Source organism: Streptomyces gilvus, assembly GCF_022513565.1.
GTDB classification, from domain to species: Bacteria; Actinomycetota; Actinomycetes; order Streptomycetales; family Streptomycetaceae; genus Streptomyces; species Streptomyces gilvus.
In genome coordinates, this window is record NZ_JAKWBE010000035.1 from 1 (window position 1) to 12,427 (window position 12,427).

The 12,427-nt window shown below is 69.6% G+C and carries 6 protein-coding genes and 3 pseudogenes; 3 read left to right on the forward strand and 6 right to left on the reverse strand.

Features of this window, described 5'->3' with window-relative positions; all coding sequences use genetic code 11:
* Window positions 1–132 (forward strand): annotated as a pseudogene (locus MKW14_RS35220) (RNA-guided endonuclease TnpB family protein); the annotation flags it as partial.
* 265 nt (window positions 133–397) lie between these two features.
* On the opposite strand, the gene MKW14_RS35225 reads toward MKW14_RS35220, so the two are convergent.
* From MKW14_RS35225 to MKW14_RS35240, 4 genes and pseudogenes are all read right to left on the reverse strand, one after another.
* A complete protein-coding gene (locus MKW14_RS35225) occupies window positions 398–2,500 on the reverse strand; it encodes a SpoIIE family protein phosphatase (RefSeq protein ID WP_240870030.1) in 2,103 nt (700 codons plus the stop codon).
* A gap of 135 nt (window positions 2,501–2,635) precedes the next feature.
* The gene (locus tag MKW14_RS35230) at window positions 2,636–4,432 is read right to left on the reverse strand and encodes a phosphatidylglycerol lysyltransferase domain-containing protein (RefSeq protein ID WP_240870031.1); all 1,797 of its coding nucleotides are present in this window, start codon (window positions 4,430–4,432) and stop codon (window positions 2,636–2,638) included.
* A 571-nt stretch (window positions 4,433–5,003) separates the two neighbouring features.
* Entirely contained in the window at window positions 5,004–5,948 is a 945-nt protein-coding gene (locus MKW14_RS35235) for a hypothetical protein (protein ID WP_240870032.1), read from the reverse strand.
* Window positions 5,949–6,171: 223 nt separating this feature from the next.
* Window positions 6,172–6,315, reverse strand: a pseudogene (locus tag MKW14_RS35240) (aldo/keto reductase); the annotation flags it as partial.
* Between the two features lie 80 nt (window positions 6,316–6,395).
* Between MKW14_RS35240 and MKW14_RS35245 the strand changes: the two are divergent.
* Window positions 6,396–7,079, forward strand: coding sequence for a class I SAM-dependent methyltransferase (locus MKW14_RS35245; RefSeq protein WP_240870033.1), 684 nt, complete (start codon window positions 6,396–6,398; stop codon window positions 7,077–7,079).
* Between the two features lie 18 nt (window positions 7,080–7,097).
* Here MKW14_RS35245 and MKW14_RS35250 read toward each other — a convergent pair whose 3' ends face one another.
* Both MKW14_RS35250 and MKW14_RS35255 read right to left on the reverse strand, forming a co-directional pair.
* Window positions 7,098–7,340, reverse strand: coding sequence for a DUF5302 domain-containing protein (locus MKW14_RS35250; protein WP_240870035.1), 243 nt, complete (start codon window positions 7,338–7,340; stop codon window positions 7,098–7,100).
* Window positions 7,341–7,416: 76 nt separating this feature from the next.
* Window positions 7,417–7,677: pseudogene (locus tag MKW14_RS35255) on the reverse strand (ATP-binding protein); the annotation flags it as partial.
* A gap of 645 nt (window positions 7,678–8,322) precedes the next feature.
* On the opposite strand from MKW14_RS35255, the gene MKW14_RS35260 reads away from it, so the two are divergent.
* Window positions 8,323–12,393, forward strand: a complete 4,071-nt coding sequence (locus MKW14_RS35260) for a beta-galactosidase (RefSeq protein ID WP_276622780.1) — start codon at window positions 8,323–8,325, stop codon at window positions 12,391–12,393.
* The last annotated feature ends 34 nt before the right edge of the window (window positions 12,394–12,427 follow it).

A 12,427-nucleotide genomic window follows, 5' to 3' on the forward strand; every position in this document is an offset into this window, starting at 1 on the left:
CTTCTGGCGGCCGGGCTGGCCGTGTCTGCCTGTGGAGACGGTGTAAGACCTCAACGGGAGTCCTCCCGGACGGGGCGGTCGTCGGTGAAGCAGGAAGCCTCACCTGCGAGGGTGGGAATCCCCCGCCTTTAGGCGGGGGAGGAAGTCAACGGGGGTTCCTCTCCACCGTTGTCGACACGCCGGCCCGGCCCCGGTCGGCGGGGGGGGTCGGGGCCGACCGCGACTCAGCGTGAGGGCGGGAGAAGGGGACCTCCAGCCAGAGCCGGGAGATGGTGGATTCCTTCCATCAATGCCGTCTCTGTTGTCGATTTCACCCAACGGCGGAGGCTGCGCGCCCGGGGCCACCGACGCCGTCCTGCGCAGGGCAGGCCACTCATGGGGTGGGCTTCCTGCACCCTCAGACGATGGTCTGCAGCACGAGAAGCGCCACGTCGTCGAGGCGCTGGCCGTTGGTGCCAGCTCTGCTCAGCACGGTGTCGATGAGCCCGTCGAGATCTCCGACCTCGGCTTCGGCGAGATCGTGGGCGAGGCGGGTGATCGAGTCGTCGAGGTCCACTCCCGGTGCTTCGACGAGACCGTCGGTGTACAGGGCCAGCAGCGTCCCCTCCCGAAGCGGGATCTCGGTCAACGGGAACGTGGCGTCGGGATCGATGCCCAGGAGCGGTCCGGGCGGGACCTCCAGCGGCCCGGCCTTCCCGTCGGGGAGGCGCAGGACCGGTGGAGGATGGCCGGCGCTGGCCAGGGTGACGCGTCGGCGGGCGAAGTCCAGGTGGGCGTAGAGGCAGCTGGTGAACAGGTCCGGATCGAGGTCGGTCAATAGCTGGTTGGCGCGTTGCAGGACCTGGTCCGGGGGCGTACCCAGCGCTGCATGGGCGTGGACGCCCGTACGGACCTGGCCCATCAGGGCAGCGGCGGCGACGTTGTGGCCCTGGACGTCGCCGATGACGGCGGCGGCCGCGGTGTCGCCGAGGCGGATGAGGTCGTAGAAGTCTCCGCCGATGTCCATGCCGCGGGTGGCGGGCAGGTAGCGGGCGGACACCCGCAGTCCGTCGATCGAGGGGAGGCTGCGGGGCAGCAGCGCCTGCTGGAGGCCGTGGGCGAGCTCGTGCTTGGTGTCGTAGAGGCGGGCGCGGTCGAATGCCTGGGCGATGAGTCCCGCAAGCGAGGTCAGAACGGCTCGTTCCTCGGCCGGAAAGGTGTGGGGATGGTCGTACGACAGGACGCAGACGCCGACGGGGCGGCCGGAAATGATCAGCGGCAGGAAGGCCCAGGCCTGCTTCCCGCTGACCAGGGGCGCGTCGGGATGGGTGCGCCGCATCTCCTCCGGGTCGGCGAAGAACGCGGGCGTTCCGGTGGTGAGAGCCTGACCCGCGGGGGTGAAGGTGGTGTCGAGGGGGAGCCCGTCCAGTCGCTCGATGGTGTGATCGGCGTACCCGCGATGACCGGTGATCCGCAGCCGGCCGGCGTCGGCGGTGGACAGGACCAGCCCCTGGGCGCCGAAAGCGGGCATGATCTGGTCGGCGACCAGATCGACGACGTCCTGGACGCCGACGACCTCGGTCAGCGCGGCGGCGAGATGCGTGAGCTGATACAGCTGGCCCGCACGGGCCGGCATGACGGGCGGAGGGGACGCGGGCCAGGCCCGCTCGTGCGCGTGGCCGGGCAGGATGCGGGCGCTGATGCCGCTCTCGTCGGGGTACAGGTGAATCTCGAGCCACTGCTCCGGCGGACGGCACACGGTGAACGAAACGGGCTCCCGGCTGATGACCGCGGCACGGTAGCGGTCCTCGTAGACGGGGTCGTCGAGCCAGCGCAGGGACTGCCACGGCTGGGTGCCGAGCAGACGCGCCGCCTCACGGCCCAGGAGGTCGGCGGCGCCGGAGCTGACGTAGGTGAAGCGGCCTTCCAGGTCCAGCGCGCAGCTTCCGCCGGGCAGCCGCTCGACGAAATCGGCGAGGGCCAGTTCCGGGGGTGCGTACCGGCGGCCGATTTCCACCGGCACAGGGCGCGGCCGTCCGGTGCGGGCGTCCGCGGCCTGCTCGGCGGTTTCCTCCAGCAGGCGGGCCAGACGCCGACAGCTGGACGTGATGTTTCCGCGTTCGCGCGGGGTCATGTGCGGCGGACGCGCAGCCGACCACATCAGCAGCAGGCATCCCCACTGCCGCACGCCGGTGACGGGCGCGGCGACCAGCGACATCGAGTACGGAAGCACCATCGCGGTGCGCGGATAGGAGCGGGCCATCTCCTCCTGGCTGGCCACCCGCACCATCCGCTCCTCGCGCACGGCCTCGGCGACGGGTGCCGGAGAGGCGAGCGGGACCTTCGCCCACGGCGCGGCGAACTCGACGGGCGCCCCGCAGACCGCGTCCAGCCGCAGCAGCAGCCCGTCCGGCGCGAGCAGGTACAGGGCGCCGATAGACGCACCGGTACGGCGGACCGTCTCCGCGAGCGCGGCGTCCAGTGAGCTGGTGTCCGTGCGCGGATCATCCAGACCGGTCACAGCCCTTCGCCGCCCATCTCCATCCCCACCGTCTGCCCAGAACACCCATGTTTTCACCTTTTGCGTGGCATGTGCGGCCGTGAAGCACGCCTACGGATCCGCGTACACGCGTCTTGCCGTCGTCGATGGTTTCGGTCAGTGCTTCCAGGGCAGCGTGAGGAACCCTTCCGCGCGGGCGCTCGCCAGGCCGATCCGGGGGATGTCGCTGCTTCGTGCGAAGAGCAGGTAGCGGGGTTCCCATATCGGGCGGTATTTGGCGTTCGCGCGGTACAAGGACTCGATCTGCCACCAGCGGGAGAAGAACGTGAGGGTCGCGTGCCAGATGCGGAGCACCGGGCCCGCGCCCAGACGGGAGCCGCGTTCGAAGACCGAGCGGAACATCGCGAAGTTCAGGGAGACGCGTTGGATGTCCAACTCGGCTCCTCTGAGGAGGAGTTCGACGACCATGAACTCCATCAGACCGTTCTCGCCGTCGCGATCACGTCGCATCAGGTCCAGGGAGAGGCCGTGTTCGCCCCAGGGGACGAAGCTCAGCAGGGCCCGGGGAACGTCGTCCGCGTCCCGGCACACCAGCATCACGCAGCGGCCGTCCGACGGGTCGCCGAGGCGCCCGAGGGCCATGGAGAAGCCGCGTTCGGTGGCGCCGTCGCGCCAGCGGTCGGCAGCCTCGATCAGCGTCGCCATCTCGTCGGCCGGGATGTCCTCGTGGCGCCGGATGTCGACCGTGTAGCCGGCCCGGCGCACTCGGTTGTGCGCCTGTCGGACGACGCGCATGGCGCGGCCTTCGAGGGTGAAGTCGGCGATGTCGACGATCGCCTCGTCGCCGAGTTCGAGGGCGTCCAGACCGTGGCGGGCGTAGATGGTGCCCGCCTCCTCGCTCGCGCCCATCACCGCGGGCGTCCAGGCGTGTTGGCGCGCTTCGGTCAGCCACGCGTCGATCGCACCGGGCCAGGCCTCCGGGTCGCCGATCGGGTCACCGGAGGCCAGGCTGACGCCGCCGACGACACGGTAGGTGATGGCCGCCTTGCCGGTCGGGGAGAAGATCGCCGCCTTGTCCCGGCGCAGGGCGAAGTAGCCGAGGGAGTCGCGGGCGCCGTGCTTGTCCAGCAGGGCGTGGAGCCGTTCCTCGTCCTCGGGGCCGAGCAGCCTGCGGCCGCGCGGGGAACGGAAAAGGGCGTACAGGACCAGGCAGAAGGCCGCCGCGAGCAGGATGTTGATGATGATGTCGGTCCAGCGGGGGGCGCGGACCGCCGTGACCGTGTCGGCGAGGGGGCCGACGCTGACGCCACGCAGGAGCGCGTAGGCGACCTCGTCGGCAAAGGTGGCGCCGGGGAGTTTGTTCGTCGCGTGGACGAGGAGGGTGCCCAGGCCGCCGGTGACCACCAGGCCGCCCACGCCGACGGCCAGTGCCAGCTTCGGGTTGGACGGGTCCCCCACCGCGTTGAACTCACGGCGGCTGATCAGCAGTGCGGCGACGAACAGACCGGTCAGCGCGGCGGAGAGCCAGTTGAAGGCGTGGGCGCGGTACTCGTGCTGCGTGAGCGCGAGGACGTACAGGGCGAACAGGGGGGCGGACAGGACGAGATTGACCACCCACGCCGCCCGCTTGCGGCGGCGCATCACCAGCACGAAGAAGATCGCCAGAGCCGCCGAGACCAGGCCCGCGGTGGCCAGGTACGGCGTGAAGAACTGCCCCGAGTGATGGGCGTGCTGCCGGTGCAGATGGAGGGTGATACGGCCGTTGTTGTGCTCGTTGACCTCCTGCCGGAACGGCAGGGACATCACCGCCGCCACGTTCAGTACGGCGATCAGCCGCAGGTACCAGACGGTGGCGTCGGCGGCCCGTCGCCGCAGCCGGCTCGGCCCAGTGCCCGGGGTGCGCTTCGCGCCGGAGGGACGCGTGGGTATCGGGGCCGACAGTTGTGAGGTCATGGTGGCCGATCACCTTGAAGGCGGAGGAGGGGACGAGAACGAAGGATGACCTTACACTTTGTAGTGTATTGACGGTGGTCGGTAGGGGGATCGTTCCGGGTACGGAAACGGTGTGAAGCCGGGGCGGGCGGTCTTACCGATGAGCCCGTGCCGGGAAAAACCCCAGATTTCTGGGGTACCCCGACCTTTCCCGCGGCTGAAGACTGACGTCATGAACACCTCAGAAACCACCCTGAGCCAGAACAAGGACCTCGTCCGCGCGTTCATCGACGCGCTGTTCACCAAGGGCGACCTCGGCGCGGTCGACGACCACCTCGCCGAGGACTTCGTCAACCACGACCCTCCCTTCGACGAAGACCGAAGCCGGTGCGGTGCGAGCCGGCCACTGTCACGATGCGGTAGGGCATGCCGCATCTTCCCAAACGGGTGTGCTTCGTCGTGGCCCGGGCGGTGCTCATCCTCAGCTCAACCGGCAACACGGTCGGCCGGATCATGACCTGGGGTCCTCCGCATCGAGCCGGCGGGGCGCGCTCCAGCCGGAAGCCAGAATTCGCCACCCGTCACCAGTCCGTCAGTCGGGGAGGTCGACGGTCCACGTACGGTCGCCGGCCGCGCTGGCCGTGATCTTCGCCCGCTCGTCCGGATTCTGGGGGTCGAACACCGACTCCACCCGGTGGACCATCTCGTCGCTGGTCCAGAAGGGTTCGTTCTTGGTGAACCTGCCGCCCAGCTTGCGGCGGACCTTCCAACGGAACCTGACTTCGTAGGAGCAGAGCCAGTACCCCTCGGTCATCTTCATACTGCCCGAGAATCCGGGGCTGTCGTTGAAGGTGATGTGGCCGGCCTCGTTGACGATGTTTCCGTCGTCGGTGTTGTAGGGCGGGCGGAAGGGGCCGTCCACGACCCAGGCTCGCTTCGACTTCTTGGGTCGGTAGTTCACCGCGTTCGGGGTGATCTGCTGGTTCTCGTCGGTGACTTCCTGCCAGAAGTCGTACGCGTCGTCGGCACGCGTCGTCATCCCATCGGCCCGTCGCAGCGTCGCACGCTGTTCGAAGCCGATCTCCTGCGCACTGGCGAGTGACTGCTGGCCCGGGCCCTCGTACCGGGAGGTGAAATGCAGGGTGGGGTTACCGATCGGCTGCGGGTCCTCCGCCTTGTCCTTGCCCCTGACCGACGTCCCGGCCTTTCCACTGCGCGTTGACCGGGTGGCACGTGGGCCCTCTTCAACCCGCCGCTGCTGCCGTGGCGGACTGTCGCCCCGCTCGACACCGGACTCCTCCTGTGTCCGCTTCGCACCCGTGGTGCTCGGTGCGGCCCAGGGCACCTTCGGCCCTGCCCCCGCGCTCTCCGCGACCATGCGGCTCACCGCAGCGTTGCCCGCGGTGCGCTGGAGAGCGATCGTCCGGGCGGGGGTCATGGGGCCGCGGCCCGGGGCGAAACGGTGCTCGCGGACGCTGTCCTCATGCGGTCGGATCAGATGACCTGCGGTCTCGGCCTTGTCGGGTCCTTCACGCATCTGCACAGCAGACGTTCCCCTCGCTTCGGTGAAAGTTCACCAGAACATCAAGCAACGACGGTAGGCAGCCGGCAGGCAGCGATTCAAGAACTCCGGTACACACGACGGGGCAGAACCAACGGCCTTTCGGGCATCTTCCTTGCGTCCGGGGAGGACGAGGAGGGCTCCGGCGGTGGCGGCAGGGCCAGGCCGGGGTATCCACGAGGGAATCCCGATGACAGGGCCGTCCGCGTGCCAAGGGCGACCAGATTGCCGTGCCGACACCCTCGTCCAGGCACAGCGGGATCATTTCGCGCTCCTCCTCACGGCCGAGGAGGTTGTAGTGGTTCTGCATCGACACGCAGCGCGCCCAGCCGTTCTGCTTCTGCGGCGGCACGGCGGACCGCCGTTTTGCCGGACCGGCAACAGAAGTGGCAGACCAGGCGGCGATGGGGCGACGGTGGGCCCGTGACCGACAACGACATCGCAGCAGGATCACCCGCGTCCGACACCCCGTGGTCTGCCGACGCATACCTCGGAGACCCGGCGGTGCGGGCGGAATGGGACAACCGGTACGCCGACCGGCAGCGGTTGTGGAGCGGCCGGCCCAACGGTGCGCTCGTGGCCGAGGTCGCGGGGCTCACCCCCGGCCGGGTGCTCGACGTCGGCTGCGGCGAGGGCGCGGACGCCGTCTGGCTCGCGCGTCGCGGCTGGGACGTGACCGCGCTCGAGGTCTCCGGCGTGGCGCTGCGGCGGGCGGCCGGGCATGCGCGGGACGCCGGCCTCGCCGTTCACTGGGTGCACGCCGCGCTGACCGACGCGATGCTCCCGCCGGCCTCCTTCGACCTGGTGTCGGCGCAGTACCCAGCCCTGCTGCGCACCCCTGACGCCGCGGCGGAGCGAGCGCTGCTCGGCGCCGTCGCGCCCGGCGGCATCCTCCTGGTCGTGCATCACGCGGGCATGGAGAGCCAGCAGGACCACGACAGCGGCTTCGACCCGGCTGACTACGTATGGCCCTCGATGATCGTCGACCTCCTCGACGACGACTGGGAGGTCGAGACGCACGAGCAGCGGCCCCGCGTGGTACCTGACGGCGGCGCCGGCGCACACCACACCGACGATCTGGTGCTGCGCGTACGCCGACTACGCTGAGCCTGGTACGTCCGCAGCTCAGCCGCCGCTCTTGCGGCGGAACGACCGCTGGTGCGCGGCTGGGCCGTGCGCGCCGCGGATCTTCGACGCGTCGCCGTTCGCGGCGGCGTCGGCGGAGTCCGCCTGGGCACCGCGCTTGCGTGCCAGGGCCTCGCGGAACTTGCGCTTGATGTCGTCGTTGCCGTCGCCTGCGGGAACGGTAGCGGACGTCTCGGCGTCAGCCGGCTCCGAACCTTGCTGGGATGCGGCCTCTGCGGTCATCGTGTCCTCCTGAGGTTCGGGCTGTTGCGGTGCCCAGCTTGCCATGCCGCAAGGGGTAGGCGGGTCACCGAGACGCTCAGTCGGGCAGCGGTTGTTCGGCCCAGATGGTCTTGCCGGTGGACGTGTGGCGGCTGCCCCAGCGCTCGGCCACCTGGGCCACGAGCAGCAGTCCGCGTCCGCCCTCGTCGAAGACGCGGGCCCGTCGCAGGTGCGGGGCGGTGCTGCTGGAGTCGGAGACTTCGCAGATCAGTACGTCGGCTCGGATCAGCCGTAGCTCGATGGGCTCGCTGCCGTAGCGGACGGCGTTGGTGACCAGTTCGCTGACGATCAGCTCGGTGAACGTCTCCGCCGTCCGGTGCCGCAGGAGGTGCATCACGCCCAGGGTGATGCCCCGTGCGCGCAGCGGCACCATCATCACCGAGTGCATCCTGAACCGGCGCATGCTCTCGGCACGGGCCGGGGAGGCCGTCGTCCACGCGCTCAGCTTCGGGTCGCTCGCACGGTAGTGGGCGCCCTGGCCGGTGATGAGGGTCTGTGCAGGTGGTGATCCGGGAGGGCAGACGTCGATGTCGCCCGCCCGGACCGCGGATTCGGGGCAGCCGGAGAGCACCGACCGCTGTGCGGTCCGGCGGCACTGCACGGGTGCGCCTCCGCCGCGTTGCCGTAGCCGCCGCCGACGGTGTGCATCAGGCCGTTCCGCCGTCCGCGCCGGTGCCGTGAGACGTCGTCAAGTGGCTTTCCCCCGTTGCGGTTTCGCGTTGGCCTCTGCCGTCCCGACCATGTTCTGCCGACCCATTGTGTTGCACCTTGCGCGGCTCTACTGTTCGACTTTGCCTGAGTCTGTTCGATGCTGATTGCTCAGGCGGTAATGGAGGCCGCAGTGCGGAGTAATCGAATCGGTTCAAAAGCTGCGAGACCCGGCCGCGGCCGGTGGTGGAGGGCGGTCCTCGCGACGACCGCGGCCATCGCCCTGGCCGCGGGCATGACCGCGCCCGCCGTGGCGCAGGACAGTGGCGGGAAGACGCCCGCCGCCGCTGCCGGCAGCCCGCAGGCGCACACCGTGAGTCTTGACGGCTACTCGTTCCTCGTCGACGGAAAGCGCACCTACCTGTGGTCCGGCGAGTTCCACTACTTCCGGCTCCCGAGCCCGGATCTGTGGCGGGACATCTTCCAGAAGATGAAGGCCGCCGGATTCAACTCCACCTCGCTGTACTTCGACTGGGGCTACCACTCCCCCAAGCCGGGTGTGTACGACTTCAGCGGAGTGCGCGACGTCGACAAGCTGCTCGACATGGCCCAGGAGGCCGGGCTCTACGTCATCGCGCGCCCGGCGCCGTACATCAACGCGGAGGTCGACAGCGGCGGCCTGCCCGGCTGGCTGACCACCAAGGCCGGGAACAACCGCAGCGACGACCCGCGGTTCCTGAAGTACGCGGACGAATGGCTGACGCAGATCGACCGGATCATCGCCCGCCACCAGCTGACCAACGGCACCGGCTCGGTCATCGCCTACCAGGTCGAGAACGAGTACTACAACGGTTCCACCGCCGGCCGCTCCTACATGCAGCACCTGGAGGACAAGGCCCGCGCCGACGGCATCACCGTGCCGCTGACCGGCAACAACAACGGCACCTTCAACTCCGGTGCCGGCGCCCTGGACGTCGACGGCCCGGACTCCTACCCGCAGGGCTTCGACTGCTCCAACCCCACGAAGTGGAACGGCGTCCCCGACATCAGCTACGACCACCCGGCCGGCAAGCCGCTGTACTCCCCGGAGTTCCAGGGCGGCGCCTTCGACCCCTGGGGCGGCCCGGGCTACGACAAGTGCGCCCAGCTGATCAACGACCAGTTCGCCAACGTGTTCTACAAGCAGAACATAGCCGTCGGCGCCACCGCGCAGAGCTTCTACATGACCTACGGCGGCACCAACTGGGGCTGGCTGAGCATGCCCCAGAACTACACGTCGTACGACTACGGAGCGGCGATCCGTGAGACCCGCCAGCTCGACCCGAAGTACGACGAGGACAAGCTGATCGGGTACTTCACCCAGTCGGTCGCGCCGCTGACCAAGACCGACGCGATCAGGACCACGCCGCCGGACGACTCCGCGGTCGTCGACACCGCCCGGATGAACCCCGACACCAAGACGCAGTTCCATGTGCTGCGGCACGGGAACTCCACCTCCACGGCGGTCGACAAGACCCACATCTCGCTGGACTTCAACGCCCAGCCGGCCGCGGACACCACCTACACCTGGGACGACCCCGACTCCGCGCTGCAGTACACCGGTTCGTGGTCGCACGTCGCCAACCAGAGCTACACCGGAGGCGACTACAAGCACACCGAGTCGTTCTCCAACAAGGCCGGCGACTCCCTCACCGTCCCCTTCGACGGCACCGCGATCCGCTGGATCGGGTCGAAGACCAACAACCACGGCTACGCCGACGTCTACCTCGACGGCGCCAAGGTGGCGACGGTCGACGACTCCGGCGGCGAGAACCAGGCCGTGATCTTCCAGAAGACCGGACTGCCGGCCGGATCGCACACCCTGAAGATCGTCGTCGCCGGCAGCCACAGCTCGGCCTCCACCGACAACTACGTGGCCATCGACGCCATCGACGTGCCGACGGGCACCGCCGCCGAACAGCCGACCTATCCGGTCGTGCCCCAGCAGCCGGGCACCGCGATCACGCTCGACGGCCGCGACTCCCATGTGATCGTCGCCAACTACCAGCTCGGACACGCGCAGTTGCAGTACTCCACCTCCGAGATCATGACCAGTGCGGCCATCGGCAACCGCGATGTCGCCGTGCTCTACGGCGACCCGGGCAGCGACGGAGAGACCGTGCTGCGCTACTCCTCCAGGCCCACCGTGACCACCAGCGGCGGCACGGCCACCACCACCTGGGACGAGGCCACCGGTGACCTGCGGCTGAACTACACCCACAAGGGCCTGATCCGCGTCAGCGTCAGCGGCGGCGGAAAGCCCCCGTTGCTCCTGCTCGTCGGCGACAAGGCCACGGCCAAGACGTTCTGGCGCCAGGACACGGCGAACGGACCGGTGCTCGTCCGCGGCACCCATCTGCTGCGCACCGCGACCAGCCTCGGCGGCGGCCGCACCGTGGCACTGACCGGCGACAACGCCGACGACAAGAACATCGAGGTGTTCACCTCCGCCACCCACGTCGCCTGGAACGGCAGGGAACTCAAGACCCGGGCCACCGACACGGGAAGCCTCACGGGCAAGATCCCGGTGGCCGCCGCGGTACACCTGCCGGACCTGACCAACTGGAAGCACGCCGAGGAGTCCCCGGAAGCGGCCCCCGCCTTCGACGACTCCGCCTGGCAGGTGGCCGACAAGACCACCACCAACAGCGTCTCCGGCGTCAACTCGCTGCCCGTCCTCTACGCCGACGACTACGGCTTCCACACCGGCAACACCTGGTACCGCGGCCGCTTCCACGCCACCGGCAAGGAGACCGGCATCCACCTGGTGTCGGACTCCGGCGGCGGCGCGCAGGCCTTCTCCGCCTGGCTGAACGGCACCTTCCTGGGCAGCTCCACCACCGGCAGCGCCGACTTCACCTTCCCGGACGGTGCGGTGAGGTCCAAGGGCGACAACGTCCTGTCCGTGCTCACCGTGAACATGGGACACGAGGAGGACTACAACTCCACCAACGGCAACAAGACCGCGCGCGGTCTGACCAGCGCCTCCCTCGTCGGCGCGCCGCTGACGTCCGTCACCTGGCGGCTGCAGGGCGTCCGCGGCGGCGAGGACCTGGTGGACGCGGTGCGCGGCCCGCTCTCGACGGGCGGCCTGTACGGCGAGCGGGCCGGCTGGTCCCTGCCGGGCTACCCGGACAAGAACTGGGACCGGGTCTCCCTGCCGACGACCGACACCCGTCCCGGGGTCTCCTGGTACCGGACCGACGTCAGCCTCGACCTGCCGCACGGCCAGGACACCTCGCTCGGACTGACGTTCACCGACGACCCGTCACGCAAGTACCGCGCGACGATCTTCGTCAACGGCTGGCAGGTCGGCAACTACGTCAACTACCTCGGCCCGCAGCACAGCTTCCCCGTACCCAACGGAATCCTGAATCCCAACGGCCGCAACAGCATCGCCATCGCGGTGTGGAACCTGGACGGCAGCACCGGCGGGCTGGGCAAGGTCTCGCTGACCAACTACGGCAGTTACGCCTCGTCCCTGCGCGTCGCACAGAACGACAGCCCGCGCTACGACGCCCGTACGTACGCGATGCCGAAGCGTCCGGGAGCGGACGTCACCCTGAACGTGCCCGACACCGCTCAGCCGGGCCAGGCCTTCACGGCCGAGGCGACGGTGCGGGTCCCGAAGGACCGGTCGTCCGCGTCCGAGCTGACGGGTTCGCTCGCCGCACCCGACGGCTGGAGCGTCAGCGCCACGAGCCCCACGTCCGTCAAGCGCGTGCCACCGGGCGGATCGGCCACCTTCACCTGGAAGGTCCAGCCGCCGACCGGGACGCTGCCGTCCGCCTCGGCGATCACGGCGACGGTGCACTACCGGCAGAACGGACGCCAGGCCGTCGGCGACGACGAGCGCATCGTCGGCGGAATCCCGCCGGCTCCCCCGTCCGGCAAGAGCGCGGTGAGCGATCTGACGTTCCTGTCGTCCACCAACGGCTGGGGCCCGGTGGAGCGCGACAGCAGCGTCGGCGAGCAGGCGGCCGGGGACGGGCGGCCGATCACCATCGCCGGAGTCGGCTACACCAAGGGTCTGGGCACCAACTCGGTCAGCGACGTCCAGCTCTATCTCGCCGGCACCTGCTCCCGGTTCACGGCGGAGGTCGGGGTCGACGACGAGACCGGTGGTGCGGGAACGGTGACGTTCTCGGTGATCGCCGACGGCAAGACGCTGGTGACCACGCCGACGGTCCGCGGCAGGCAGGCCGCGGTGCCGATCGACGTCGACGTCAGCGGCGCCCAGGTGATCGACCTCAAGGTCGGTGACGCAGGCGACGGAAACGGCAACGACCACGGCGACTGGGCGATGCCGACCCTGACCTGCGGCTAGCGCGAAACCGCTTCCCGGGCGCGTGCCCGGGAAG

Coding starts and splice junctions, on each gene's coding strand:
- MKW14_RS35230 (WP_240870031.1), bottom strand. CDS start 4,432: ATGACCTCACAACTGTCGGCCCCGATACCCACGCGTCCCTCCGGCGCG.
- MKW14_RS35235 (WP_240870032.1), bottom strand. CDS start 5,948: ATGCGTGAAGGACCCGACAAGGCCGAGACCGCAGGTCATCTGATCCGA.
- MKW14_RS35250 (WP_240870035.1), bottom strand. CDS start 7,340: ATGACCGCAGAGGCCGCATCCCAGCAAGGTTCGGAGCCGGCTGACGCC.
- MKW14_RS35260 (WP_276622780.1), top strand. CDS start 8,323: ATGACCGCGCCCGCCGTGGCGCAGGACAGTGGCGGGAAGACGCCCGCC.